The organism is Bacillus sp. HY001, assembly GCF_007558965.1.
Lineage (GTDB): Bacteria > Bacillota > Bacilli > Bacillales > Bacillaceae_G > Bacillus_A > Bacillus_A mobilis.
The window spans coordinates 83,401-108,209 of sequence record NZ_VLTE01000015.1; the positions used below are offsets into that span (position 1 = coordinate 83,401).

Genomic DNA, 24,809 nt, shown 5'->3' on the forward strand with positions numbered 1-24,809 from the left:
AAATGGGGGAAATTAAATTAAATAAAGGGGTATTTGACGCGAAAGTAAGTGATTTGAAAAGTGGTGCTAGTGATTTAGGTAAGACTAAATTTAATGGTATGCAGTTGAGTCGTACGAATTTGACTAGGCTGATTCAATATTGTGAAGCAGTTGAAAAGTTATCTCAAAAGGTGCAGCAATACGAACAGATATTAGAAAATGACTTAAATAAAATACAACAAACTGGGGAGAAAATAGTCGAAAAAGACGAACAACTTGAGAAGGAATTAAGGATCGGTTCAATTCATCATGCTATGAAAAATTAAAATAGGGTGGGAGAAGCGTGGATAAAAATATAGAGTTACAAGAAGTAAAAGAACTTCAAAGTAGATTTCAAGCAAGTGCCACTGAGTTGAATCTACAATTTGAATGTTTGATGCAAAAAATACTTGATTTTACAGAGATTAACTCTTTTCAAGGGAAAGCTGCTTCTGATATTAAAAATTATTTATCTACAGTTCATGGAAGTGTTATTTTTAAGTATATGGAAGCAGTGGAATTATTAAAAGAACAATTTCAAAAAAGTATTAATGATTTTAATAGTACTGTTGACAGTGATGCTGATACGAAAATTTATGGAATTTACTTGGATGATGTAAAGAAAAAAATTAATGGGTATAGTGAAGGATTTAATCTATCTAATGACCAAGCAAGACAAACTGTAGGGTCTGTTAACGACATCATCGCAATTCAATATCCATCATCAGCAGGGATCATGGAAGGGTCTATAAAAAGCCAAAAGGAAATTAGTGACACTTTAGAAAAATTAGAAGCTTATAATAGTAACCAAAGTGACCTACAAACGTTTCAAGAAATGATACGTGAGTTAGATGATGGAATGAATCGAGTACAAGCTTATGGGGGGGATTTTTCTAGTGATTCAATAGAAAAAATAATGCCCGAAGAATGGGTAGCAGCAACAGTTGTGAATTCGAAAGCTTGGATAGGCGGTTTAAATAAAGGAAATAAATGGGGAAAAGGAGTGGTATCTTCATTTTTGCGCTACCATTATATGAAAAAAGTTTTAGGGTTTGGTACGCAGTTTGACATTATAGATGGTGAGGGACAATATTTATTAAAAACAACCAAACCGAAACAAATGGTAGAAGCTCTTGAATTTTTAAAGGCTGATAAGAACGAGGATCATATTTTCAAATTTCTTAAAGGTAGAGTAGAAGAGTATTTAACTGGTTGGATGAGGCCAACTGATCCCAAAGTAACCGATAAAGAAGTAAGAATAGCGAAAAGAGAGATTGTGGAATTACCGGAATTCAAAGCGTATAAAGATTTCCATGTAGATTGGGATAAGAATGGGCTTGTGAAGGCTGTGGGAAATAATTCTTGGAGTTCACTTAAAACAGAACTTGGAAAAGGTATTACTGATTTGAAGCCTTGGAAATGGAAGGATACACTCAAAGAATTAGGTGGAGTAGGGAAAACAATGAAAAGTTTTGGGATAGCTGGATCTGTTCTTTCCGTTGCAAATAATGTTGTAGAGGCTAGCAATAATGCTAAAAAGAATGGTGGTTGGCAATTACATGACGTTGTGGATATAGCAACGGATTCAGCGGTAGATGTTGGAGCAACTGCTGGAGCGGCAGCGGCTGGTGCCGTAGCAGGCTCGTTTTTCCTTCCGCCTATTGGAACTGCAGTTGGAGCAGGTGTTGGAATAGTTGCTTCGTTGGCCGTAAATGCTGAATTTGGTGGGTTAGGCGGAGAAAGTGTGGTTAGCGGAACAAAAAAAGGTATAAAATCGGTGACTAAGAAACTTGCAGATTTATTTTGGTGATACAATATAGTCCAGAGTGAAGGTGGAGAAGTCAAATGTGGAATATAAAAGAAGAGGATTTAAATGAATTTAAAAGTACTTGTAAGAACCGCTTAAGTCCCGACTGGGCTACAGGGTTTATGTTTGGAACAATGTTTTTTATTTCATTAATAATGTTTTTTCTTATTGTAGGGTTAATAAGGTTTGGTTGGAGTTATTACCCGACTCTCTTTGATAAAATAATTGTTAGCTTTGAGTTAGTGTTTTATAGTCTTCAAGTAATTTTTTTAATTATTTATCTGTTTCCTAAGATGTCATTTAAATTTCAGAAACTACAAACACTTGTGGTACTGTTATATGCGTTTCAGCTAGGTACTATAACATTTACAATACTGATAATCCCAGGAATGTCAAATTATTCGATTGATCAAATTACATTAATGTATGTTGGGTTATTATTTTTAGGAGCAGTCATTTTGCATATTTTAGCGACTATTGATACTTTTAGACAGGCAAGTAAAGGGGCATTTAATACGGGAGAAGAATCCTCTTCATTTTTTAGTAAAACAAAGAGGAATGCAATTAAGTGTGCTCTAATTTATGTGTTAACTCTTCTCATTTTAATTTATGTGCATAATGATTATACACTGAAGATTTTTGGATTGTATGCGGGCGGAACTTTAATAATGTACGCGGTAGCCGTAGGCGCAGCAGAGTTCCAATTATTAGCCTATTGTAGATTTAAATTTCCATCATTTTATATTTCATGGGAGGAACACGAAAGGGAACGTCAGAAAAGACTAAAGCTTTATGAAGAAAAGGAAAAAAAGCAAGCTAAAGAAATAAAATAAGTTTTGCATCTTAAACATTCATTACTACATATGTAGTAATGAATGTTTATAAATCAATACTATCAAAAAGGAGTAGATTTTGTGAAAGTTCAGCATAAAGCATTATCACTTTTAAATTTAATTAGCATTACTCAAATTGTAAAAAAAGAAGATTGGTTGTTACCCGCAAGAGCACTTAGAAATCAAGTAGTTCGTAATGGGATATATGCAGTAGGACCTGTTCTATATAAATATTCACAGTTAGAAAATGAACCAGAATATGGGGAATATACGTATTGTATTCCTGTCAATGGAAGAGTTGATTTAGGTGAGAGCTCTGCATATGAGTATTATGATGCTTTAATTATTAAGAGTGCTCTATGTGTGCGATTTACAGATGAAGATGGTGATATTGAGGAGGCTTATAACCTAATACGTGAGGTTGCAGAGCAGCATCATATGAAATTAGATAGTAGTTTTTATCACGTATGTTTAGATGTATATGGTGATACATGGTTAGATATTTATGCTCCTATTATAGAAGTAGGTGAAACAGTGAAATGCTAATTGAAAAACAAAGTATTGCATATACAAATGTTGTTTCAAGAGAATACATTTTTCATTACCCAGATATGAAAGAAGCAATTGAAGATTTTATGTCAGAAATTTCAAAAGCGAATTTAACGATAAAAGGTCCTATGTTTTACGCTTTGAAAAATATACCGTCTGATGGAAATATGTATATTGAATTATTTATGCCGGTAAATGAAGATAAAATTCCAACGTCAGAAACACTTCAATTTAGGAGCTATTATTATGTTGATGAGATGCTCATGAAACGATATACGGGAGATTATAAAAAATTAACAGAGCAGGTATATGGTGAAATGCTCCAATATATGGAGGATAATAATCTGAATTTAGCTTCGCCAATTTATCATGTGTTTAGCGGTGATGAGTCTTTACAGTATGTTGAAGTGAAAATCGCGGTATATAGTGAAGTATAGTATTTGAAGCTTGAGATTTTTAAAATATGGAAGCATCATGAAATATCTTAAAAGAGATAGTTTTGAATAGTATATGGGGATGTGACATAAATAAAACCTTCTCTTCTCGTTAGAATGAGGAGGTTTTTCGTTCTCAAATCTATATATAATTAACTTAATATTTCGACATGTGATTTTCAGTTAGATTATTCTGAATTGGTAGTAGTTACGTTCTATAGTTCACTTTGTTGCTATTTTGAAGGGGAAAGTTTATTCAAAAGTCAATTTGTAAAGAGAGGAAGGTGTTACTTTGAATAAGGAGCAGAATGTTTTGAAAACAGAGAAAAGTTGTTTTGAAAGGACAATAGTATCTATATATATAGCGTTAGAAATTATAATGAAATATACAATGATTCTAATAATAATAATGTCAATATTTGTGATAATTGCTGCTGTTTATTTTAAAATATATGAGGGTATAGGGGCAGGTGTATTCCTCTTAATCTCGTCATTATTTGCATATGTGGTGTTTTTTAAGAAAAGTAAAAATGCCTAAATTAATAGTGAAAATAAAATTAAAAAGATTAACTATAATACGTTATTTCAAGAGGGAAAGTTTTGAATATGGCATGAATGTATAACAGCAAGAAAACCTTCTCTTTTCATTAAAATGAGAAGGTTTTTATATTTAATCTACATGATTTAAATGAATGTAGTTAAAGGTGGGACACTTGAATGCGGGATATAAAAGAAGATTCAGATAAATTCCGGATGATATGTAAACATCGTTGGAGTCCTGAGGATGCTTTAGGATTTATGATAGGAACAATAAGGGAACGTAATGAAACTAAAAATGCCTAGAGTAACTGGTGACAGTATGAAGTTAAAGAGGAAAGCGAAGCAAGATTATGTGAATTATGAAAAGTCTTTTCATAATAATAAATCATTCTAAGGGAGCTGATTTGTTTTGAAGAATTGAAGATCAATTTGCAGCTAAGTTTAAAATGTGGCGGAGTAAGTTGGGTGAATCATAGACGTAAGAAAAAGAAACCGAAACAAATAAGAAAGGAAGCTGTTCAGATAAAACCGATAGTAGAAGAAAAACCACTAAAGAAGAGTAGCAACAAGTTAGTTGATATTCTCCTAGGTATTCTTCTTTTTCCAATTCTTATATGGGCTGTCTTGGAAGGTTGTACAACACAATTAAGCAAAGGGAAGACTTTCTTTATTATCGTTTTCTTTCTCTTAATTGCAATAGGGTTATCTATGATAGGAAACAAATAAGGGGAGTGCAGATGTTTAAGAAGAAGGAGAAAAAAAACATTTACGTTAGATTGGTAAACACACAAGGGGAAATCATTCGAGAGTTTAATTGTACAGAAAAAGACTTGCGAAAAGTAAAAGAAAATGGTACTGAAATTCGTTTGGTTGGAGATAACTCATATGAGATGGTAGCAACCGATGAACAATTACAAAAACTAGCAAGAGCTGAAGCAGAAATTGAAGCGGAAATTAAGGCATGGGAAGACGCTTTAAATGAGAGTTTGGATGAACGCGAAGAAAGAGAAGCGAGACAGAAGGAATTGAAAGAAAAGAATAAATGGAGTACAAAGAAGAAAGTAATCGTATTTGGACTCATATTCTTTGTATTTATTGGATTACCTATTATCGAAGGGTATCAAAATAGTAAATTAGTTGAAGAAGGTACATCATTAAATGCAGAAATTGTAGGTAGGCATGTAGAGAAGGAATTCATGTTTACACACCCAACATTAGTAGTTGAGGTAGATGGTAACAAGCATAATGTATGGGTAAGTGAAGAGACATATAACGGAGCAGAGTGGTTAGGTAGACTAAAAGTCATCAAAACAAAAGATGGTAAAGTTGAGAAAGACCCTAGATATGAGGGGGAAGACTTAATTACGAGTTATTAAGCAGTATGTTTTTAATATTCGCTGCTCAAATTAAATAACATTATTATTTGCAAAAATCGAATCCATTAAAATAAAAATCAAATTTTAAATAACTGTAATCACCTCCTAGTATATTGTCGATGGGAGGTGATCAACTTTCTGAAGATACAATTGTGATAACAGTAACGTTTTTACTAAGTGAGTGCAATTTCAGAGAAACAAAAATAGAGTATGAGGGAAATGCTTAAGTGAAAGAGAGAAGAATATTTAGAGCTTTTGAGGAGAAAGAAGGCTATTTGTACTATCAAAAGCATTTGGATTATGTACGGCAATTAATGTAGTGATGATATACATAAAAGATTATCTAAATTTAGTTACACAAAGATAAATGTACTTAAAAAATTAGGAATGTAATGGGATTTTAGTGAATGAAAATTATTTAAACTATATAGAAGGTGAAAAACTGAATGTGGAGTATAAAAGAAGAAGATTTAGATGAATTTAACATAACATGTAGAAATCGTTTAAGCCCTGAAGGAGCTATGTTGTTTATGTTTGGTGGAATGCTTTATAGTTCGTTATTGATGCTTTTTATTTTTGGAGCACTAATTAGATTTGGCTGGGATTACTATCCGACTCTTTTTGACACAGTAATAGTCAGAATGGAATTGTTGTTATATAGCCTACAAGTAATCTTTTTTATTATATATCTGATCCCTAAGGTACGTTTTAAATTTCAAAAGCTCCAGACATTGGTGATATTATTATATGCGTTTCAGTTAGGTACTATAGGTCTTACGGCGTTTGTCCTTCCAGGGATGAGTAATTATTCTATTAATTTTATTACGCTTATTTATGTAGGCTTACTAGTATTAGGAGCAATACTTGTTCATGGTGTAACAACATTTGATACTTTTAAACAAGCAAGTAAAGGTGCGTTTAGTATGGGAGAAAGATCTACTTCATTTTTTAATAAGGCAAAGAAAAATGTAATGTTTGGTGTGGCAATTTATGTACTAATTCTTCTCGTTTTAATTTATATACAAAATAATTACTCATTGAGCATAATGTTTGGTTACTTTATATTTACGTTCATCATGTACGCGATAGCCATAGGCGCAGCTGAGTTCCAATTATTAGCCTATTGTAGATTTAAATTTCCATCATTTTATATTTCGTGGGAGGAACACGAAAGGGAACGTCATAAAAGACTAAAGATGTATGAAGAGAAGGAAAAGAAGCAAACCAAAGAAATAAAATAAGTTTTGCGTCGAAATGAGGAAAGATGGATGCTTAAAATAAAGGAAGAAGATTTAGGTTTTTTCGAAATTGAAAATAGAAATCGATTAAGTCCGGATTATATAAGAATCTTTTATGGGGGAGTTTTTGCATATACTTCTATACCCATGCTTATTATGTTTTTAATTCTTTTGCTAAATGGTGATAAGATTTCTTTAACTCCTTTTGAGAAGATAGTTGTACAAACTGAAGTAGAATTGTATATTTTGGAGCTTATTTTTTTAATGTTATTCATGCCTAAAAAGCTCGCTTTTAAATTACAGAAACTCCAAACCATTGTGACTGTATTTTATTCTTTTCAGTTAGCAACATTACCATTTATGGCTATGGTGGTTGAAGAAATCTTTGATTTTCCATGTGATAATAAAACACTGGTTTATGTTGGTTTAATACTTTTAGGTGCAATGTGTACTCACATTGTAGCAACGATCGATGTTTTTAGAAAAGCAAAGCATGGAGGATATAAATTGAAAAGACCGGCTGTCTCGTTTTTTACTAACATGAAATTATATTTATTAATTGGGATGATAAGTTGTGTAATAGTTTTGCTTATATTAATTTTCCTAAACCTTAATTATGCATTTGATGAAATGGCAATTTATGTGACACAAACAATAATATTATATACATTTGCTGTAGTATCAGCAGAATTCGTCCTATTGGTGTATTGTCGCTTTAAATTTCCATCATTTAATATTACGTGGGAACAACATGAAAAGGAAAGCCAAGAATTTATAGCAAATAGAAAAAGAATAAGAGAGAAAGAACAAAAGCGAAACAAAAACTGAAATGAAAGTTATAAATGATACTCGTAAACTTACATTGAAGATAGAATGAATACATTATTCATAAATTAACTAGTAAAGGGAGGAATGTAATATCTTGAATAAAGATTCTAAAGCTGTAAAAAAAGAAAAAGGTTTATTTGAAAGTGTAATAGCACCTATTATTGTGGGGATTATGTTTATTTTTTAAATTCTATATAAAGTAGTAGAGTTTCTGGGGAAGTGGATTGTTATCTTCGGAATAATATTTTTTATTAGTAGTATATTTCTTGCATATATCTAGAAGAATATGGAGGGGTGTTGGGCGGTGGGACAGGGTTAATATCGATGTTATTGTTATATTTTATGTTTATTAGAAAAAGTAAAAAGGGCTAGTTTAATATGAAATACCAAAACATTTATTTACTCCTAGTTTGTTTACAAATATAGAGTTATTACATGATTTTAGAAAAGATGGTGTAATTATATGTGGAAAATAAAAGAAGAAGATTTAGATGAATTTAGGATGACATGTAAAAATCGTTTAAGTCCTGAAGGTGCTGTCGTTTTCTTTATTGGAGGGGTAGTTTATACTTCAGTATTTATGTTTTTTATTTTTATGGGGGGCTTGGAGTATTATAATACTTTCTTTGACAAAACAATTGTTAAAATTGAAATTGTGTTATATAGCTTACAAATAATGTTTTTAATTCTATATTCATTTCCAAAAGTGTGTTTTAAATTACAAAAACTACAAACTTTTGTAATTTTATTATATGCATTTCAATTAGGTACTATAACATTCACAGCGTTGATTCTTCCTGGAATTTCGGAGGATTCAATTGACAGAATTACATTAATATATGTAGGTATGTTATTCCTAGGAGCAGCCATTGTTCACATTGTGACAACTATCGATACGTTTAAACAAGCGAGTGAAGGTGCGTTCAGTAAGGATAAAAGATCCACCTCATTTTTCAGTAAAACAAAAGGCAATGTGATGAAGTGGGCTACAATATATGCGCTAATCCTGCTTGTTTTGATATATATTCATAATGGTTATGGAATTGATGTTTTAGTTCTTTATGTAGTGGGTACTGTATTAATGTATACAGTTGCTGTCGGCGCAGCTGAATTTCAGCTATTAATGTATTGTAGATTTAAATTCAAGTCATTTCATATGTCATGGGAAGAGAATGAGAGAATGCGTGGAAGATTTCGAAAGCGAAATACAAAATCCAAATCGAAAAGTAAATAAGAGTGAAATAGAATTGAAGTGAATGAAAATTATTTAAACTGTATAGAAGGTGAAATGTCAGGGTGTGGAAAATAAAAGAAGAAGATTTAGATAAGTTTCGAATGACATGTCAAGGGCGTTTAAGTCCAGAAGGTGCTGCGGGTTTTATGCTCGGAACGATATTTTATACTTCATTATTTATGGTTATTATTTTTGTGGGAGGAATGGATTATTATACTACCTTGTTTGATAAGGTAATTGTTAGGATTGAATTAGTGTTATATGGTTTGCAAGTAATGTTTTTAATACTATATTTATTCCCTAAAGCTCGTTATAAATTTCAAAAATTACAAACGCTCGTGATATTATTATATGCATTTCAACTTGGAACTATCGGATGCACGTTATTTGTTCTTTCTGGGATGATAGAGCATTCAATTGATCTCAATACACGTGTTTATGTAGGGCTATTAGTATTAGGTGGAATTATTGTTCATATTGTGACAACAGTTGATACATTTAAACAAGCAAGCGAGGGTGCATTTAGTAGTGGGGACAAATCAGCTTCATTTTTTAGTAAAACAAAGGGACATGTTATACGAGGTGTTGTAATTTATGTGTTAATTCTTCTTGTTTTGATTTATATAAATAATAATTACTCATTAAACACAATGTTTGGTTATGTTATATGTAATGTTGTTATGTATGCAGTAGCAATAGGAGCGGCAGAGTTCCAGCTCTTAGTGTATTGCAGATTCAAATTCAAGTCATTTAATATAACGTGGGAAGAGAATGAGAGAATGCGTGGGAGAATTCGAAAGCGAAATACAAAATCCAAAACGAAAAGTAAGTAAGAGTGAAATAGAATTTAAGTGTATGAGGATTATTTAAACTTTATAGAGGGTGAAGAGTCAGGATGTGGGATATAAAAGAAGAAGATTTAGATAAGTTTAGGATGACATGTAAAGGGCGTTTAAGTCCTGAGGGTGCTACGGGTTTTATGCTTGGAACAATATTTTATATTTCAATATTTATGTTTATTATTTTTGTAGGTGATTTGAATTACTACAACAATTTTTTTGATAGAACAATTGTTAAAACTGAAATTGTGTTATCTAGTATTCAAATTATATTTTTAATTATATATCTATTTCCGAAAGCATGTTTTAAATTTCAAAAGTTACAAACGCTAATCGTATTACTATATGCGTTTCAACTTGGAACGATATTATTTGTAGTTTCGATTGTTTCTGAAATGGCTGACAATTCAATTGGTAGGATGTATACCGGGCTACTAGTTGTAGGAGCAGTTATTATCCATATTGTAGCAACACTAGATACATTTAAACAAGCAAGTGAAGGTGCATTTAGTAGTGATGAAAGATCCACCTCGTTTTTTGGTAAGACAAAAGGAGCTATGATAAAGGGGGCTATAATATATATATTCATACTACTTATTTTAATGTATTTTCAAAATGATTATTCAATTGATTTTTTTGTTATGTATGGAGTAGGAACTGTATTAATGTATGCGGTTGCAATCGGAGCGGCAGAATTCCAACTATTGGCTTACTGTAGATTCAAATTCAAGTCATTTCATATGACGTGGGAAGAGAATGAGAGAATGCGTGGGAGAATTCGAAAGCGAAATAAGAAATTCAAAACGAAAAATAAATAATATATTAATAGAATTTTAGTGCGCGCAAAATAATTGAAACATATAGAAGGTGAAGAGCCAGGATGTGGAATATAAAAGAAGAAGATTTAGATAAGTTTCGGATGACATGTGAATATCGTTTAGACCCTCAAGGTGCTACAGGATTTATGTTTGGAGGAATACTATTTAGTTCAATAACAATTTTTTCTATTGTTTTATCAGCTGGGTGGGATTACTGCATGCTTCTCTTTAATATAGGAATTGTTAAGTTAGAAGTATTTTTATATATTATACAAATAATTCTTTTCGTTTTTTATTCATTTCCGATAGCTCAATTTAAATTTCAAAAACTACAAACCCTTGTCGTATTATTATGTTCATTCCAATTGGCAACAATAGCTCCTATTGCTTTGACTGTTACTAAAATGGCTAATAATTCAATTGACTGGATTACAATACTGTATGTGGGGTTATTACTTTTAGGAGCAGTAATTTTTCATATCGTAACAACAATAGATACATTTAAATTGGCAAGTGAAGCTGCGTTTAGTATGGATGAGAGGTCTGCTTCTTTCTTTAGTAAAACAAAAGGAAAGATGATGAAGTGGGCTACACTATACGCAGTAACTATTCTTATTTTGATATATTTTCATAACGATTATGGGTTTGATGATTTATTTATGTATGTAGTAGGGACCTTTTTAATGTATACGATAGCCATCGGAGCAGCTGAATTTCAGCTATTAGCATATTGCAGGTTTAAATTTCCATCATTTAATAAAACGTGGGAGCAACATAAAAGAGAGACTCCAAGATATCGAAAGAAAAATAAAAAAGGTAAATCGAAGCGTAAGGCATAAAGAAAGTGCGTATTGTAAGTTTTGATGATAGAAAAGTAATTATTTACAGGAGAGTATTTTAACTTCTAAAAGAAAATTTAATTATGTAAGATGATTAAAGTGATTAGAAGGTTATCTGATCGAAAATATAGAGTGGGTAGTGTGATGATGAAATGAACACAAAAAAGGTTTCTAAAATGATTACTATCATAATAACAATCAGCCTACTACAAGCATGTAGTTTTTTTGAAAAAAAGATAGAATATGAGCCATTTGTCAAAGCTTTGGATGAAGGTGATATGAAAAAGGTTATGTCTGCGAGTGATGATGGATATGCGTATGTGAAACAAAGAGGTATATATAGTACATATGAGCAAAAGGAAGATGGAGAGCACAGTAAAACAATCTATCAAACTTCGAAAGGCATATATAATACGAAAGATAAAAGTTTATATGGAAATACAACACAAGAAATTACCTCGGAAGTAGATAATAAAAATTATAAAGAAGAAGTTAATTATAGTACAAATATTAGTTATGAGAATGGACAGGTACAAAGTACGGATTCAAGTCTGGATGTTTCATACGTGAACCTAATTGTAGATCGTTTAAAAGGGATAGGGAAACTAAAGATGAAGCCAGGAGGTGATATAAAAAAGTTTGGTCAGCCTAGTACTGTTGGATATACACTAACTGAATCAGAGTTTCAAAATATTATTAATGATAAGTTAAAAATACAATATGATGAATATGGTGGTGGATCGATCGCACTGCATATTGAGTTTACAAAGGGCTCAGAGCAGATATTGGAAGTGAGTATTGTAGTGAATTATAAAAAGAGAAATGAAGAAGGAAAGTCAGTAGAACACATATCACAAATACACACATACTTTGATAGTCAACAAGGTAATAATCAGGACGCGAGACAGGAATATATTGATTTTAAAGCACAGTATAATAAGAAGCAGTAATATTAAAAAGAGCATTTGCACGTAATGATAATAGCGACATAAGTGGAATAAATGTTTCATAAATATAGTGGGAAGAATTTGAGGATAAACGCCCCAATTGCTGGAGTAGATGCAACAATTGGGGCGTTTATCTGTCTAAATTTAGTTTGAATGCATACCATTTTTTAGTTAGAGTCCTCGCTCCTCAAGTAGTTTCTTCATAACAACGGTGTGAAGTTTTTGTGTAATCTGCTTTTATTGCTAAGTTACAACTATTTCCGCTTATAAAGTACCTCTTATTATCGATACATCGTCCACATCCCAATGTCTTTAAATCCTAGTCGTTTATAAATTCGTCCAGCAACTGGATTGTTATAAAATAAACAAAGTGTTCGGCCTTCTTTCGCAAAGTCTTGAATCATTTTTTGTAATAGGAGTGAAGCATATCCATTTCCCCGATAATTCGGGTGTGTACATACACCAACTACCATAGCAGATAATGAATTTTCAGCGGAAGTAGAGGCGGATGCGATGATTGTGCCGTCTTTTTCAATATAATATGTACGTCCTGTATTTGTTTCAATAGATTGTCGTAAAATTTTTTCTGATTCATTAGCAGTTGGAAATTCATCGATGCTACTTCTTAATTGCATAATTCGACCTACATCATTTATTGATGCAAGTTTAATCGTCTCATGAATAGGCGTGTCAGGTAAGTTGTTGCCATTTAGACATTCACAAAAATACATATCACTTTTGACACCTAGTTGAATAGCAGGAGAAGTTTCAAATTTTTCTACGATAGTTGACTTGCCAGATAGTTTAAGCGGCTTATACGCTGAAAGAAGTGCCTCATAGTCAGTTACTACAAACTCTTCTTTACTATATGGTATAAATGAATCGTGAAAGCGAAGTAAAATTGATTGTAATGTTCCATTCTCTTTAAATACTCCCCATAGTTCTTGAAAATCTGTATCATAACCGAAAGCTTCAATATCTCCAATAATAAATAAGTTAAGGGCTGCTTCTTCTTTTAGGTAAGCGAATACTTGTTTATGATCTTCCTTTGTTAATTTTCGCATCATAACGAATCGACCTCTTTTTTTATTTTTCTAAATATTACAACTTAAGTTTTTTGAAAGCAACATAAAATTTTATGTTTAGTTCACCAACTTTCGGAAAAACTAGGAAAGATATGACAAAGGAGGTTATGAACGGTGGATCATCCAATTCAAGGATTAATGAAAGCGGCAATGGAAAATTTAAAAGAAATGGTCGATGTGAATACGATTGTTGGGGAGCCTGTTCAAACGGCTGACGGTGGTGTGGTGTTAACGGTTTCTAAAGTAGCGTTCGGGTTTGGAGCAGGAGGTTCTGATTTCCAAACGAATGATGGACAAAGAGCGAACGGTAACCCTGCATTTGGTGGCGGTAGCGCGGGTGGTGTTTCTATTACACCAGTAGCATTTCTTGTGGTGAATAAAGATGGAGTAAATATTCTACATCTACAAAATGCGACACATTTAGCAGAAAAAATGATTGAATTAGCTCCACAAACAATTGATAAGATTCAATCGATGTTCCAAAAAGATGAAAAGAAAGAGGGAAATCATCATCCTCAAAACCCAGATGAAATCCTTTAAAAACGCCTGCTCACGAGCAGGTGTTTTTTCTTGTAATCACTATGTAATAAAACACATGAAATTGTAAATAGTTTTTGAATTTTTTTCTATGTTTCTAAAATTTTTCATGTTAAAATATGCTATAGAATTGAAACATATAAAACGAAGGTGGCTAGGTGCTTTGTCTGGAGGATCTGACCAAGTAAAGAATATGATATATATTAATGGTAATCGTCGGGGTCATTGTTTTATTACATCAGGAATTACGTTTAAAGAGTTTGCAAGTAACATCCCTTCACCGCTTCATCAAGTGTTGCTTTTGAAGCACAACTTTGAATGGACAGATTTTCACTATCATACTTTATTTGAATATGTTGAGGAAGAAAATATACATAAGTTAATTCAAGCAGAGATTGATGAATTTGATGAATTTTGTTGGGTAGATTTTGATGATGCAAGCGATTTAGATGAACTAGAGCCAAAAGAAATTGCAGAGCTTTTATATTTGGCTCACAAAAAAGAACCACTTGCAAGAACATTCTTTCCGCTATTGAAAAATAGATTTGTTTATTTTTCACATGATGACGGATGGTACAACAAAGTGTATTATCGTAGAATTGCTGACTTTGTAGGAATGTTAAGTAAAGTCATTCCTTATAAACTCGGTGCTTTCGGTAAGAAACGTTTTTCTTTGTTCCAAAAATCAAAAATTTTCCCAGCAATTTCGAAAGAATTGATCATGGGGCTTATTCCATTAATGGAAGATGGTCTTTATATTGATCTAGCAGGGAAAATTGAGTCAAGAAGGGGTCTTGAAATTCCGGTATATGTAGTTGGTTCGTATGAAAGTACGGATGAGGTACTAGATAATATCGATGAATTGAAAGAAGAAGCAACAGAGACAGGTTGGCTCATTTTTGATAAGAAAGAACAAGAATGGCAATGGGTTGTGGACTAAGAAAACTTGGCGCATGAAGTCAAGTTTTCTTGTCATTTGAAAGGAGTACAAATGAAGAAATATTATACAATTGTGGGTATTGTAAGTATTATTCTCGTGGCGATTTTACTTATTACTTGTCCGAAAGAATCAGATTTTAAAGTGTATGTAGAGGATAAGTATGCATTGAAATGTGATGAGAGTAGTTTTGAATGCACACAAAATGTAGATGGTAAAAAAGAAAAATTAAAATTTGAAAGTACAGATGCACGAAATGGTGTATTCTTTATGACTGTAAAGCAAACATTTAAAACAGAAGCTGATGTTACGAAAGAATATAGCGGAGTAGGAATGTTTGGTACATTTCTTTTTGTTTCAGAGAAGACTTTCTAGTAATAGAAGGTCTTTTTCTTATGCTTATGCTCATATAGATGAAGTAAGACAAGCATAGGAGGGGTAGTGATGAAGAATACATGTATCGTTTGCGGTGGTGAGGAGTTTTTTTCCTCCACTTTGTATGCACGTACGAAACAAGATTGGGCATATGCACAAAATATGTATCGATTTGAAAAGGTGTTTATTGAGCATCGGGATGAAGAGAATTATCCAGTTTTTCAAGAAATTATAGCGAAACATTGCTGTGGATGCGGTCATATTATGCTGTATCACGAATGAACACACCAAGTATAACTTGGTGTGTTTTTTTTAAAACGCTGACAAAGCAAGCGGATAGAGTAAAGTAAATAAAACAGAAAAACTACCAAAACCAATTGCTGTATATCCAAGTGTTCTTGCTCCGAAATTGACAGCTAATAAGCCGACTAAAATCGCAAGAGAGCCGAGTGTAACCGGATAAAATGCAATTGAGAAAAGCGAAAGAAATAAAGCGACATAGCCTACCATTGCACCGGTATTTGTACCTTCTATTTCATTTGCAATTTCTTTACGGTTATGTCTAATCGGAATGCCAGCTGGTGATATTTCAGCTGCATACTCTTCGTTTTTTTCACCACTTTTAAAATGATGATTTCTCTTTCTTCGCATGTACATCCCTCTCTTTCAATTGGGTGTACCTATAGTATCTTACATAAAGAGAAGAACATGAGTATGAGTTAAACCCAAGTAAAGCAAAAATTGGAGAATAAAGATTCCATTATTAGCTTGTACATCTCCTAATGAAGATAAACAGGAATTTTGGAAAATGATGTAGAATGAAATGAGTGATAAAACGTGAAGGCAGGGGAATGTATGACGAAATTTAATTGGCATGAATCAGCAGAGAAAAAATGGGATAGTAGTGCAGAATTTTGGACTCAGAATAGTCAGGAGATGTGGGACAGCGGGAGCAGAAGTACAATTATTCCATTTTTTGAACAGTATGTGAAGAAAGAAGCTTGGGTGCTTGATGTTGGTTGTGGGGATGGATACGGTACATATAAATTAAGTCGCGCGGGCTATAAAGCAGTTGGAGTAGATTTATCAGAAGTAATGATTCAAAAAGGGAAGGAGCGCGGAGAAGGACCGAATTTATCTTTTATAAAAGGAGATCTTTCTTCCTTACCATTTGAAAATGAGCAATTTGAATCAATTATGGCAATAAACTCTTTAGAATGGACCGAGGAGCCATTACGAGCATTAAATGAGATAAAGCGCGTTTTAAAAATTGATGGGTATGCATGTATTGCAATTTTAGGACCAACAGCCAAGCCTCGAGAGAACAGTTATCCTCGTTTATACGGCAAAGACGTTGTTTGTAATACGATGATGCCATGGGAATTTGAACAGTTAGCGAAAGAACAAGGTTTTGAAGTGGTAGATGGCATCGGTGTATATAAGCGCGGAGTAAATGAGAAGATGCTAGGACAACTACCTATCGAATTACAACAATCGTTAACCTTCTTATGGGTATTTATGTTAAAAAACGCATAAAGAAATGAAAGAATTTTTAGGAGGTAAATAAGTGCAGAAAATACAAAAAACTGATACAATATCATCAGAACCAATTAAAGGGGGACTAGGGTATATGACAACTACTACAACAGTTAAATCCGACATTGAAATCGCACAAGAAGCGAGTATGAAGAAGATTCAAGAAATTGCAGCTGAATTAAATATTTTAGAAGATGAATTAGAGCCATACGGGCATTATAAAGGTAAGTTATCTCTTGACATTTTTAAGCGCTTACAGAACGAGAAAGACGGTAAAGTTGTTTTAGTAACAGCGATTAACCCAACTCCAGCTGGAGAAGGTAAATCAACAGTAACAGTTGGTTTAGGTCAAGCTTTTAATAAAATTGGTAAGAAAACAGTAATTGCACTTCGCGAACCATCTCTTGGACCAACCATGGGACTAAAAGGCGGAGCAGCAGGTGGTGGTTTTTCACAGGTAGTACCTATGGAAGACATTAACCTTCACTTTACTGGAGATATTCATGCGATCACAACTGCTAATAACGCGTTAGCAGCGTTTATTGATAATCATATCCAACAAGGAAACACACTTGGAATTGATACACGTAAAATCGTTTGGAAACGCTGTGTTGACTTAAATGATCGTGCCCTTCGTAACGTAGTAATTGGTCTTGGTGGACCAGTTCAAGGTGTACCACGTGAAGACGGTTTTGATATTACAGTAGCATCTGAAATTATGGCGGTATTCTGCCTTGCAACAGATATTCAAGATTTAAAAGCGCGTCTATCTCGCATCGTAGTTGCTTATAACTTTGCAAATCAACCTGTAACGGTTAAAGATTTAGGTGTAGAAGGTGCGTTAACATTATTATTAAAAGATGCATTAAAACCAAACTTAGTACAAACGTTAGAAAATACACCAGCTATCATTCACGGCGGACCATTTGCGAATATTGCTCACGGTTGTAATAGTGTTATCGCTACAACAATGGCAGCAAAATTAGGTGATTATGTTATTACAGAAGCTGGATTCGGTGCTGATTTAGGTGCAGAGAAGTTTTTAGATATTAAAGCTCGTGCAGCTGGCATTAAACCAGAAGCAGTTGTTATTGTTGCGACTATTCGTGCGCTTAAAATGCATGGTGGCGTAGCAAAAGATCAATTAAAAGAAGAAAATGTAGACGCATTAGCAAAAGGTATGGAAAACTTACAGAAGCATGTTGAAACAATTCAAAGCTTCGGTGTGCCTTTCGTAATTGCAATTAATAAATTCATTACAGATACAGATGCAGAAGTTGCATACTTACAAGAGTGGTGCAATGAGCGTGGCTATGCAGTATCCTTAACGGAAGTTTGGGAGAAGGGTGGCCAAGGCGGAGTTGACCTTGCTGAGAAAGTGTTAAAGGAAATCGAAAAAGGTGAGAACAACTACGCACCACTTTATGAATTAGAATTACCATTAGAAGAAAAAATTCGTACAATTGCTCAAAAAGTGTACGGTGCAAAAGACATTGAATTTGCTCCGAAAGCACGTAAGCAATTAGCTCAATATGAAGGAGAAGGATGGAGTAACCTACCAATTTGTATGGCGAAAACACAATACTCTCTTTCTGACGATGCAACAAAATTAGGTCGTCCATCAGACTTTATCGTTACAATTCGTGAGCTGAAACCATCAATTGGTGCAGGATTTATCGTTGCGTTAACAGGAACAATGTTAACAATGCCAGGCCTTCCAAAACAGCCAGCAGCACTACAAATGGACGTAAATGAAGATGGAAAAGCAGTAGGTTTATTCTAAAAGGTTGTAATTCATCTCGTTTATCTGTAAACTATATATACATCAAGTGGCGCCTTTCCATCGAAAGGCGCCTGTTTTTTGGAGGAAATTATGTTTGATCCAACTGCTTTTGATAATTTAAAAGTAATCGTGGAAGGTGCTGTATATGATTTTGATTTACATGGAGATATTCTTGTAACAGATCGAAAAGATATGATGGACCTTGCCTCATTAAGTCGTATATACAATATTTCATTTCAATTAACAGAGCCGTTCGAACAGTTAGTAGAAGCAACATTTTCACTATCTGTAGATGCAAAGAACTTATCTGGTGAAATATTGGAAGTACCACAATTTACACCAGGTTGTGAAATGAAGTTAGCATTTTCATTCCCGATAGAAAAGCCAGAGGTAATGTGCGAAGAAATTGAAACTTTCATGCATTCTATATGGGGAAAAGAAAGAATGATTACGCAAAAACTTTCATACGAATATAATAAGCAAGCGATTTCATATCATAATAAGGTAGAGGTTCTATTTCAAAAAGCGATTACAGAAGACCATGTTGATGATTTAATAGCTGTTATTTCACACATGATAGAAACGGTGCGAACAATACAACATTTTCTTCAAAAATAGAGATAAAGGAGAAAAACAAATGATAAAAGATATGCAACCATTTTTACAACAAGCTTGGGAGAAGGCTGGTTTTAAAGAATTAACTGAAATTCAAAAACAAGCGATTCCAACTATTTTAGAAGGACAAGACGTTATAGCTGAATCTCCAACTGGAACAGGAAAAACATTAGCGTACTTATTACCCCTTTTACATAAAATTAATCCTGAAGTAAAACAACCACAAGTTGTTGTTTTAGCGCCAACACGTGAGCTTGTTATGCAAATTCACGAAGAGGTTCAAAAGTTTACAGCAGGGACTGAAATTTCAGGGGCATCTTTAATTGGTGGTGCAGATATTAAGCGCCAAGTTGAAAAATTAAAGAAACACCCGAGAGTAATTGTCGGTTCACCAGGACGTATTTTAGAATTAATTCGAATGAAAAAGCTAAAGATGCATGAAGTAAAAACAATTGTATTTGATGAATTTGATCAAATTGTAAAACAAAAGATGATGGGCGCAGTACAAGATGTAATTAAATCAACGATGCGCGACCGTCAATTAGTATTCTTCTCAGCGACAATTACCAAAGCTGCGGAAGACGCGGCACGTGATTTAGCAGTTGAACCACAAGTGGTACGTGTAACACGTGCAGAGTCAAAAAGCTTAGTTGAGCATACGTATATCATTTGTGAGCGACGCGAAAAAAATGATTACGTAAGAAGAATTATGCATATGGGCGATGTAAAAGCAGTTGCTTTCTTAAATGACCCATTCCGTTTAGATGAAATTACTCAGAAATTGCAGTTCCGTAAAATGAAAGCAGCAGCTCTTCATGCAGAAGCAGGTAAGCAAGAGCGTGAAGCAACGATGCGTGCTTTCCGCGGCGGGAAATTAGAAATTCTACTTGCTACTGATATTGCAGCACGCGGTATTGATATTGATGATTTAACACATGTAATCCACTTGGAGTTACCAGACACAGTAGACCAATATATTCACCGCTCAGGACGTACAGGACGTATGGGTAAAGAAGGAACTGTCGTTTCTCTTGTAACACAACAAGAAGAGCGTAAATTACTTCAATTTGCAAAAAAACTAGGCATCGTATTTACGAAGCAAGAAATGTTCAACGGATCTTTTGTAGAAACGAAACCGAAAGCACCAAAGAAAAAGAAACCAGCGTTTACCGGGAAGAAAAAGCCTAGATAAAGAATGGGAAAGACGTAACTATTTGTAGTTACGTCTTTTTTATTTGCAATTGAATAATACAAGGAGGTTTATTAATGGTTATTAAAATGTATCTAGCATCATTTTTTAAATCAACATATGTACAAGGAAGTAATATAAAGAGAGTCGAATATTAAACTGATACGAAATAATAAAAAGAAGGTACATATATGAATAGGAAATTAGGGATGTTTTTAAATACGAAACATATTGTAAAGAAGTAAAAAATAAAAATTCAAGTAAGTATATAGAAGTCGCAGCAGGAAATGGTGGAGTAGATTTCGATATATTCTTCAAGGTATTAGATGAAATTGGATTCGACGGATATAATATGATTGAAAGAAATGATTATTTTGACGAGCTGGATGGGATGAGTCAGTCGATAAATTTTGCAAAGAAGTACATACCAACTCAAAAGGAATAACGATAGCAACTGTAGAAAGCTACATAGAATGTAAAAAAACAATAGGAGGAATACAAATGATTCATAAAGTTGGACAAATTATGTTATATGTAAATAATCAAGATGAGGCAGTAAACTTTTGGACGGAAAAGGTAGGGTTTCATGTAGTAGCAGAGGAAGATAACAAGCAAGGAATGAGATGGATTGAAATCGCTCCGAAAAGCGATGCAGAAACGAGCATTATATTACATAATAAAGAAGTGATTTCTAAAATGAGCCCAGAATTAAATCTTGGTACACCATCTTTAATGTTCTTCTCAGAAAATCTTGATCAATTATATACAGATTTAAAAAATAAAAATGTTACTGTTGGCGAAATGGTAACTATGCCTTCTGGTAAAGTATTTAACTTTGCGGATAGTGAAGGGAATTATTTTGCGGTTATGGAAAAGAACAAATAATAATATCACTATGTGAAAATCCCCCTCAAATATATTGAGGGGGATTACATGTTTGAAGGGGATTTTTCATTAGAGAGTTGATTAATATAAAATACGCCCTTTTCAATAACTGTCTCAATATAACCAACGATTTGATTAAACGTAAACACTTGTAAGTCCTCATGCAAATGTTGCTCTGGATACAACATATCTTCAAAAAGATACTTTCGAAAAGCTAATACGTTTTCTTTAGAAACCTCTTCAATATCCATAATGTGAACCTCTTGATTGAGAAGAGAGAAGAGTTGTTGTTCTTTATCGTAATGATGAAGCAACTTTGCATTTAACAATTTAAAATCGTTATAGTACATAGGTGCAATCGTTTCGTCATTTTCTATTCTATTTTTTAGCCAAGGTAGAAAAAAGCCACTTAGCCAATTATCATCGGCAATGAGATGGGTGTAATAACCTAAGAAAAAAGGGGAATCCATATGAACTTTATATTTTTGAAAAAAAGAATTGAAATCTATCCTTCTCGTATAGTTTTTCGTTGTGCCAGCGTAAAAGTGTGAAGCGCCTTTTTCTTTTGTTGAATGAACAGCATCAGGGGCTACACCTCCAAGTATGAAAGAAGTTTTATCTTGAATACATAATTTTTCGGCAATCCTGTTAGCGATAATAGCATGCATAATTCGTGATCCCATGAATGACACCTCGGTTTCAAGTATTCATTTCAGGAAGGGGACTGAACAGTTAGTATGACTTTCCCTGTACTTTTTCTACTTTCGACCCATTCATGTGCTTTCCCTGCATCTTGAAGTGGAAAAGATTTCGTAGCCTTAATTTGCAAACTTCCGTCACGTAAATAACGGAAAACTTCATTTGCAGTTTCTTGGAGTAGTTCGGGACGTTTTTCTCGTGTAGTACCAAAGCTAAAACCGAGTATAGAGCGACAACTTGCGTGTAAATCTTTCGTTTGACAGTTACCAATTTTACCGCTTGCATTTCCGAAATGAACGAGGCGACCATAATAAGCAAGACATTTTAAACTTTTTTCCGAAACTGTTCCAGAAATAGAATCTAAAATTACATCGACCCCTTCACCATTTGTCAGCTCATTGACTTTCTCTACAAAATCCTCATCTTGATGACAAATAACATAATCAGCTCCAGCATCTAAAGCGATTTTACTTTTCGATTCATTTCCGACAGTACCGATAACAGTTCCAGCTCCTAATAGTTTAGCGATTTGAATTGCTGTTGTACCAATTCCACCAGCCGCTGCATGAATGAGTACAGACTCGCCTTGTTGAAGCCTTGCTACATTTGCAAGTAAATTATAGCTTGTGAAAGATACGATAGGGCATGCCGCTGCAGTTTGAAAATCGACTTCATGGGGTAAAGCAAAAGTAAGGTTTTCGTTTGCGACAACGTATTCTGCGTAAGAGCCATTTTGAGGAAAAGCAATGACACGTTGCCCAGGATAAATATTTTTTACATGAGAACCGACTCGTTCTACCACACCAGTTGCATCTATCCCTGGTATAAAAGGTAGTGCTTTATTTCCTTTTTTACCATAACGGGATTTAATATCGGCGAAATTTATACTAGTAGCAACAACGCGAATCAAAACTTGATCTTCTGAAATAGCGGGCATATCCACATCTGTATATTTCATCACTTCAGGACCACCAAACGACGTTACAACGATAGCTTTCATCATATATCCTCCTAAATTTGACTATATAAATCATTTTAAATCTTCATTAGGAATTGGAAAATTATATAATTGTTATGCATGGTTATAAGTGAAGCTTATGAACTCATTGAATTATTATATTAATTTATATAAAAAACCTTTGAAAAAATCGAACGAAATATCAATTACTTGCCAATATATAGTGTAAGACAAAGGAGGGATGGTATATGAAGGATGAAACAGTGTATACAGATTTAATCCATTTAACTTTATCAGGAAATAAAGAAGCATATAGCGAGTTGTATGATAAAACGATTCAAGAAGTATATAAAACAGCACATTTTTTAATTGAAGATAAAACAGATGTAGATGATGTCGTTCAAGAAATATACATACAGTTATATGAATCGCTTCGTAAGTATGATAGCGAGAAGCCATTTCGTCCTTGGTTAATTGGACTTGCGATTAAACAAATTCATTCTTATAGAAGAAAGAGGTGGATGCGACTACGAATTATAAAAAAAGCAGAAGAGCAAAGAAAACCAGTGCAAATTGATTTTTCAAACGATGTTGTAAGTAAAATATCAAACCAAAAACTAGTCGAACTCATTCATAAATTACCGTATAAATTGAAACAAGTAATTATTTTAAGATACTTACACGACTACTCACAAGAAGAAGTAGCAAAAATATTACATATTCCACTTGGTACTGTGAAATCTAGAATTCATGCGGCCTTAAGGAAACTACGTCAAAAAGAGCAAGTAGAAGAAATCTTTTTAGGAGAGGTAGGGAATGCGAAATGAGTTTAGATTGTAGAGTTAGAGAATCTATACAAGAAGAAGCGAAGGGGGTTGTAGCCCCGCCGGAGTTAAAAGAAAAAATAATCGTTCAAATAAAAATGAAGCGCGGGGGAAGTAAGGTGAAGAAACGCCTTATCGCAGGAGTGCTTGCAGCAGCATTTTTAATCCCTACGACGGGTTTTGCTTATCAATCTATCATGGCAGATGGTATATACGGATCTTTTGAGAATTTAAAAAAACATGCCGGAGCGATGACATTAGAAGCGTATATGCGTTTTAATGCAAAGTTATCACAAGCGAAAGATGAAATGGGTGCAAAGGAATATGAAGAGTTTACAAAAGAACTAAAAAAATTAACAAATGCTAAGCTTGAGTACGGAGATTCGAACGGTAATATTGATTACGATCAATTATCACCAGTTAAAAAAGAAGAAATGAAAAAAGTAGAGATGGAGCTTCAGCCATATTTTGATAAATTAAATGGCCATAAATCTAGTAAAGAAGTATTAACCCCTGAAGAGTATGAACAATATATGGAAGCATTAATGTCATATCAAACCGTATTAGTAAAAACGAAATCAAGTGGTGGGATAACAGTAAACGAAGTACCTGAGGCATACAAAGAAAGATTTATTAAAGCGGAGCAGTTTATGGAGTATGTAGACGAAAAAGTACGATAAGTAGGAAAGCTCATAGCTTTAGCTGTGAGCTTTATTAATTGTATTAACCACCTATTCCTTTTGCTAGCAATAGAAAATATACAACTACTAGTATTACGCCATTTAATGCAGTGCCAACTATTCCGAATAACCAATTTTTTGATGCTATCGCAAAAATAATTCCGAGTAATGAAAGGGGAGCTAGAATCGCAACAATTAAAGTTAAATTTGCATTAGGCCCTCTTAAAATAAAGAAAGAACATATACTTGCGAGAAACATTAGACACGAGAATCCAAAAAGTTTATACATAATAATGCTCCCTTAGTTGAAATGGCATTTAACTTAGTACACGATTTTCTTTAGTTTAACATAAATTTCCTAGTATATATTGAATAAGTAAACAATAAAAAACGAGTATACAATCTA

31 protein-coding genes and 2 pseudogenes are annotated in these 24,809 nt (G+C 33.5%); 28 read left to right on the forward strand and 5 right to left on the reverse strand.

The window, feature by feature from the left end; translation table 11 throughout:
- The first annotated feature begins 2 nt into the window (after window positions 1–2).
- The 16 genes and pseudogenes from FOT98_RS10000 to FOT98_RS10070 all read left to right on the forward strand — a co-directional run bounded on the left by FOT98_RS10000 (window position 3) and on the right by FOT98_RS10070 (window position 12,303).
- The gene (locus FOT98_RS10000; protein WP_063261720.1) at window positions 3–305 is read left to right on the forward strand and encodes a TIGR04197 family type VII secretion effector; all 303 of its coding nucleotides are present in this window, start codon (window positions 3–5) and stop codon (window positions 303–305) included.
- 17 nt (window positions 306–322) lie between these two features.
- Window positions 323–1,828: a T7SS effector LXG polymorphic toxin gene (locus FOT98_RS10005; protein ID WP_063261719.1), complete on the forward strand. Its 1,506-nt coding sequence runs from the start codon at window positions 323–325 to the stop codon at window positions 1,826–1,828.
- Window positions 1,829–1,863: 35 nt separating this feature from the next.
- Complete coding sequence (locus tag FOT98_RS10010) at window positions 1,864–2,658, forward strand: hypothetical protein (RefSeq protein ID WP_063261718.1); 795 nt, start codon at window positions 1,864–1,866, stop codon at window positions 2,656–2,658.
- An 81-nt stretch (window positions 2,659–2,739) separates the two neighbouring features.
- The gene (locus FOT98_RS10015) at window positions 2,740–3,204 is read left to right on the forward strand and encodes a DUF5085 family protein (protein ID WP_046959244.1); all 465 of its coding nucleotides are present in this window, start codon (window positions 2,740–2,742) and stop codon (window positions 3,202–3,204) included.
- On the forward strand, window positions 3,198–3,644 hold the full coding sequence (locus FOT98_RS10020; protein ID WP_063261717.1) for a DUF5085 family protein: 447 nt from the start codon (window positions 3,198–3,200) through the stop codon (window positions 3,642–3,644). Before FOT98_RS10015 ends, FOT98_RS10020 begins: the two co-directional genes overlap by 7 nt.
- Before the next feature lie 289 nt (window positions 3,645–3,933).
- Window positions 3,934–4,179: a hypothetical protein gene (locus FOT98_RS10025; protein ID WP_063261716.1), complete on the forward strand. Its 246-nt coding sequence runs from the start codon at window positions 3,934–3,936 to the stop codon at window positions 4,177–4,179.
- A gap of 467 nt (window positions 4,180–4,646) precedes the next feature.
- Window positions 4,647–4,907 carry a hypothetical protein gene (locus FOT98_RS10030; protein ID WP_063261715.1) on the forward strand — a complete coding sequence of 87 codons (261 nt, stop codon included), beginning with the start codon at window positions 4,647–4,649 and terminating at the stop codon, window positions 4,905–4,907.
- Window positions 4,908–4,918: 11 nt separating this feature from the next.
- Window positions 4,919–5,557, forward strand: coding sequence for a hypothetical protein (locus tag FOT98_RS10035; RefSeq protein WP_063261714.1), 639 nt, complete (start codon window positions 4,919–4,921; stop codon window positions 5,555–5,557).
- Window positions 5,558–6,003: 446 nt separating this feature from the next.
- Window positions 6,004–6,798, forward strand: coding sequence for a hypothetical protein (locus tag FOT98_RS10040; RefSeq protein WP_063261713.1), 795 nt, complete (start codon window positions 6,004–6,006; stop codon window positions 6,796–6,798).
- Between the two features lie 27 nt (window positions 6,799–6,825).
- Window positions 6,826–7,623 carry a hypothetical protein gene (locus FOT98_RS10045; RefSeq protein WP_063261712.1) on the forward strand — a complete coding sequence of 266 codons (798 nt, stop codon included), beginning with the start codon at window positions 6,826–6,828 and terminating at the stop codon, window positions 7,621–7,623.
- Between the two features lie 94 nt (window positions 7,624–7,717).
- Window positions 7,718–7,995, forward strand: a pseudogene (locus FOT98_RS33260) (hypothetical protein).
- A gap of 91 nt (window positions 7,996–8,086) precedes the next feature.
- On the forward strand, window positions 8,087–8,857 hold the full coding sequence (locus FOT98_RS10050; protein WP_063261711.1) for a hypothetical protein: 771 nt from the start codon (window positions 8,087–8,089) through the stop codon (window positions 8,855–8,857).
- 62 nt (window positions 8,858–8,919) lie between these two features.
- Complete coding sequence (locus FOT98_RS10055; RefSeq protein WP_063261710.1) at window positions 8,920–9,690, forward strand: hypothetical protein; 771 nt, start codon at window positions 8,920–8,922, stop codon at window positions 9,688–9,690.
- A gap of 62 nt (window positions 9,691–9,752) precedes the next feature.
- Window positions 9,753–10,514, forward strand: a complete 762-nt coding sequence (locus FOT98_RS10060) for a hypothetical protein (RefSeq protein ID WP_063261709.1) — start codon at window positions 9,753–9,755, stop codon at window positions 10,512–10,514.
- A gap of 62 nt (window positions 10,515–10,576) precedes the next feature.
- Entirely contained in the window at window positions 10,577–11,353 is a 777-nt protein-coding gene (locus FOT98_RS10065; protein ID WP_063261708.1) for a hypothetical protein, read from the forward strand.
- A 176-nt stretch (window positions 11,354–11,529) separates the two neighbouring features.
- The gene (locus FOT98_RS10070) at window positions 11,530–12,303 is read left to right on the forward strand and encodes a DUF3952 domain-containing protein (protein WP_000628355.1); all 774 of its coding nucleotides are present in this window, start codon (window positions 11,530–11,532) and stop codon (window positions 12,301–12,303) included.
- Between the two features lie 278 nt (window positions 12,304–12,581).
- On the opposite strand, the gene FOT98_RS10075 is transcribed toward FOT98_RS10070, so the two are convergent.
- On the reverse strand, window positions 12,582–13,367 hold the full coding sequence (locus FOT98_RS10075) for a GNAT family N-acetyltransferase (RefSeq protein ID WP_063261707.1): 786 nt from the start codon (window positions 13,365–13,367) through the stop codon (window positions 12,582–12,584).
- A gap of 132 nt (window positions 13,368–13,499) precedes the next feature.
- On the opposite strand from FOT98_RS10075, the gene ytfJ reads away from it, so the two are divergent.
- From ytfJ to FOT98_RS10095, 4 genes are all read left to right on the forward strand, one after another.
- Window positions 13,500–13,925: a GerW family sporulation protein gene (gene ytfJ, locus FOT98_RS10080; protein WP_000349987.1), complete on the forward strand. Its 426-nt coding sequence runs from the start codon at window positions 13,500–13,502 to the stop codon at window positions 13,923–13,925.
- A 160-nt stretch (window positions 13,926–14,085) separates the two neighbouring features.
- Window positions 14,086–14,862: a hypothetical protein gene (locus FOT98_RS10085; RefSeq protein WP_061678612.1), complete on the forward strand. Its 777-nt coding sequence runs from the start codon at window positions 14,086–14,088 to the stop codon at window positions 14,860–14,862.
- A gap of 51 nt (window positions 14,863–14,913) precedes the next feature.
- A complete protein-coding gene (locus tag FOT98_RS10090) occupies window positions 14,914–15,234 on the forward strand; it encodes a hypothetical protein (protein ID WP_061678611.1) in 321 nt (106 codons plus the stop codon).
- A gap of 69 nt (window positions 15,235–15,303) precedes the next feature.
- Window positions 15,304–15,516 (forward strand): hypothetical protein, encoded by a 213-nt coding sequence (locus FOT98_RS10095; RefSeq protein WP_063261706.1) that lies wholly within the window; start codon window positions 15,304–15,306, stop codon window positions 15,514–15,516.
- A gap of 30 nt (window positions 15,517–15,546) precedes the next feature.
- On the opposite strand, the gene FOT98_RS10100 is transcribed toward FOT98_RS10095, so the two are convergent.
- A complete protein-coding gene (locus FOT98_RS10100; protein WP_001253205.1) occupies window positions 15,547–15,885 on the reverse strand; it encodes a hypothetical protein in 339 nt (112 codons plus the stop codon).
- 204 nt (window positions 15,886–16,089) lie between these two features.
- Between FOT98_RS10100 and FOT98_RS10105 the strand changes: the two genes are divergently transcribed.
- The 6 genes and pseudogenes from FOT98_RS10105 to FOT98_RS10130 all read left to right on the forward strand — a co-directional run bounded on the left by FOT98_RS10105 (window position 16,090) and on the right by FOT98_RS10130 (window position 21,242).
- Window positions 16,090–16,770: a class I SAM-dependent methyltransferase gene (locus FOT98_RS10105; RefSeq protein WP_063261705.1), complete on the forward strand. Its 681-nt coding sequence runs from the start codon at window positions 16,090–16,092 to the stop codon at window positions 16,768–16,770.
- Window positions 16,771–16,864: 94 nt separating this feature from the next.
- On the forward strand, window positions 16,865–18,553 hold the full coding sequence (locus FOT98_RS10110; protein ID WP_012644371.1) for a formate--tetrahydrofolate ligase: 1,689 nt from the start codon (window positions 16,865–16,867) through the stop codon (window positions 18,551–18,553).
- A gap of 90 nt (window positions 18,554–18,643) precedes the next feature.
- Complete coding sequence (locus FOT98_RS10115) at window positions 18,644–19,171, forward strand: hypothetical protein (RefSeq protein ID WP_063261704.1); 528 nt, start codon at window positions 18,644–18,646, stop codon at window positions 19,169–19,171.
- Between the two features lie 19 nt (window positions 19,172–19,190).
- Window positions 19,191–20,360, forward strand: coding sequence for a DEAD/DEAH box helicase (locus tag FOT98_RS10120; RefSeq protein WP_061678608.1), 1,170 nt, complete (start codon window positions 19,191–19,193; stop codon window positions 20,358–20,360).
- Window positions 20,361–20,589: 229 nt separating this feature from the next.
- Window positions 20,590–20,802, forward strand: a pseudogene (locus FOT98_RS10125) (sugar phosphate isomerase/epimerase family protein); the annotation flags it as partial.
- Window positions 20,803–20,858: 56 nt separating this feature from the next.
- Window positions 20,859–21,242, forward strand: coding sequence for a VOC family protein (locus FOT98_RS10130; RefSeq protein ID WP_063261703.1), 384 nt, complete (start codon window positions 20,859–20,861; stop codon window positions 21,240–21,242).
- A 44-nt stretch (window positions 21,243–21,286) separates the two neighbouring features.
- On the opposite strand, the gene FOT98_RS10135 is transcribed toward FOT98_RS10130, so the two are convergent.
- Together FOT98_RS10135 and FOT98_RS10140 are read right to left on the reverse strand one after the other, a co-directional pair.
- Window positions 21,287–21,925, reverse strand: coding sequence for a zinc dependent phospholipase C family protein (locus FOT98_RS10135; protein WP_063261702.1), 639 nt, complete (start codon window positions 21,923–21,925; stop codon window positions 21,287–21,289).
- A 29-nt stretch (window positions 21,926–21,954) separates the two neighbouring features.
- Window positions 21,955–22,941 carry a quinone oxidoreductase family protein gene (locus FOT98_RS10140; RefSeq protein ID WP_063261701.1) on the reverse strand — a complete coding sequence of 329 codons (987 nt, stop codon included), beginning with the start codon at window positions 22,939–22,941 and terminating at the stop codon, window positions 21,955–21,957.
- 206 nt (window positions 22,942–23,147) lie between these two features.
- On the opposite strand from FOT98_RS10140, the gene FOT98_RS10145 reads away from it, so the two are divergent.
- On the forward strand, window positions 23,148–23,726 hold the full coding sequence (locus FOT98_RS10145; protein ID WP_063261700.1) for a sigma-70 family RNA polymerase sigma factor: 579 nt from the start codon (window positions 23,148–23,150) through the stop codon (window positions 23,724–23,726).
- Window positions 23,723–24,403, forward strand: a complete 681-nt coding sequence (locus tag FOT98_RS10150; protein WP_063261699.1) for a DUF3600 domain-containing protein — start codon at window positions 23,723–23,725, stop codon at window positions 24,401–24,403. Before FOT98_RS10145 ends, FOT98_RS10150 begins: the two co-directional genes overlap by 4 nt.
- 43 nt (window positions 24,404–24,446) lie before the next feature.
- Here FOT98_RS10150 and FOT98_RS10155 read toward each other — a convergent pair whose 3' ends face one another.
- The gene (locus FOT98_RS10155; RefSeq protein WP_063261698.1) at window positions 24,447–24,692 is read right to left on the reverse strand and encodes a hypothetical protein; all 246 of its coding nucleotides are present in this window, start codon (window positions 24,690–24,692) and stop codon (window positions 24,447–24,449) included.
- Between the last annotated feature and the right edge of the window lie 117 nt (window positions 24,693–24,809).

What these genes read in the sequence shown, in the direction of transcription:
- FOT98_RS10040 (WP_063261713.1), top strand. Translation starts at nt 6,004, where the DNA reads ATGTGGAGTATAAAAGAAGAAGATTTAGATGAATTTAACATAACATGT.
- FOT98_RS10075 (WP_063261707.1), bottom strand. Translation starts at nt 13,367, where the DNA reads ATGATGCGAAAATTAACAAAGGAAGATCATAAACAAGTATTCGCTTAC.
- FOT98_RS10050 (WP_063261711.1), top strand. Translation starts at nt 8,087, where the DNA reads ATGTGGAAAATAAAAGAAGAAGATTTAGATGAATTTAGGATGACATGT.
- FOT98_RS10140 (WP_063261701.1), bottom strand. Translation starts at nt 22,941, where the DNA reads ATGAAAGCTATCGTTGTAACGTCGTTTGGTGGTCCTGAAGTGATGAAA.
- FOT98_RS10065 (WP_063261708.1), top strand. Translation starts at nt 10,577, where the DNA reads ATGTGGAATATAAAAGAAGAAGATTTAGATAAGTTTCGGATGACATGT.
- FOT98_RS10135 (WP_063261702.1), bottom strand. Translation starts at nt 21,925, where the DNA reads ATGGGATCACGAATTATGCATGCTATTATCGCTAACAGGATTGCCGAA.
- FOT98_RS10060 (WP_063261709.1), top strand. Translation starts at nt 9,753, where the DNA reads ATGTGGGATATAAAAGAAGAAGATTTAGATAAGTTTAGGATGACATGT.
- FOT98_RS10070 (WP_000628355.1), top strand. Translation starts at nt 11,530, where the DNA reads ATGATTACTATCATAATAACAATCAGCCTACTACAAGCATGTAGTTTT.
- FOT98_RS10115 (WP_063261704.1), top strand. Translation starts at nt 18,644, where the DNA reads ATGTTTGATCCAACTGCTTTTGATAATTTAAAAGTAATCGTGGAAGGT.
- FOT98_RS10020 (WP_063261717.1), top strand. Translation starts at nt 3,198, where the DNA reads ATGCTAATTGAAAAACAAAGTATTGCATATACAAATGTTGTTTCAAGA.
- FOT98_RS10130 (WP_063261703.1), top strand. Translation starts at nt 20,859, where the DNA reads ATGATTCATAAAGTTGGACAAATTATGTTATATGTAAATAATCAAGAT.
- FOT98_RS10100 (WP_001253205.1), bottom strand. Translation starts at nt 15,885, where the DNA reads ATGCGAAGAAAGAGAAATCATCATTTTAAAAGTGGTGAAAAAAACGAA.
- FOT98_RS10155 (WP_063261698.1), bottom strand. Translation starts at nt 24,692, where the DNA reads ATGTATAAACTTTTTGGATTCTCGTGTCTAATGTTTCTCGCAAGTATA.
- FOT98_RS10145 (WP_063261700.1), top strand. Translation starts at nt 23,148, where the DNA reads ATGAAGGATGAAACAGTGTATACAGATTTAATCCATTTAACTTTATCA.
- FOT98_RS10150 (WP_063261699.1), top strand. Translation starts at nt 23,723, where the DNA reads ATGAGTTTAGATTGTAGAGTTAGAGAATCTATACAAGAAGAAGCGAAG.
- FOT98_RS10035 (WP_063261714.1), top strand. Translation starts at nt 4,919, where the DNA reads ATGTTTAAGAAGAAGGAGAAAAAAAACATTTACGTTAGATTGGTAAAC.
- FOT98_RS10000 (WP_063261720.1), top strand. Translation starts at nt 3, where the DNA reads ATGGGGGAAATTAAATTAAATAAAGGGGTATTTGACGCGAAAGTAAGT.
- FOT98_RS10105 (WP_063261705.1), top strand. Translation starts at nt 16,090, where the DNA reads ATGACGAAATTTAATTGGCATGAATCAGCAGAGAAAAAATGGGATAGT.
- FOT98_RS10110 (WP_012644371.1), top strand. Translation starts at nt 16,865, where the DNA reads ATGACAACTACTACAACAGTTAAATCCGACATTGAAATCGCACAAGAA.
- FOT98_RS10090 (WP_061678611.1), top strand. Translation starts at nt 14,914, where the DNA reads ATGAAGAAATATTATACAATTGTGGGTATTGTAAGTATTATTCTCGTG.
- FOT98_RS10120 (WP_061678608.1), top strand. Translation starts at nt 19,191, where the DNA reads ATGATAAAAGATATGCAACCATTTTTACAACAAGCTTGGGAGAAGGCT.
- FOT98_RS10045 (WP_063261712.1), top strand. Translation starts at nt 6,826, where the DNA reads ATGCTTAAAATAAAGGAAGAAGATTTAGGTTTTTTCGAAATTGAAAAT.
- FOT98_RS10010 (WP_063261718.1), top strand. Translation starts at nt 1,864, where the DNA reads ATGTGGAATATAAAAGAAGAGGATTTAAATGAATTTAAAAGTACTTGT.
- FOT98_RS10095 (WP_063261706.1), top strand. Translation starts at nt 15,304, where the DNA reads ATGAAGAATACATGTATCGTTTGCGGTGGTGAGGAGTTTTTTTCCTCC.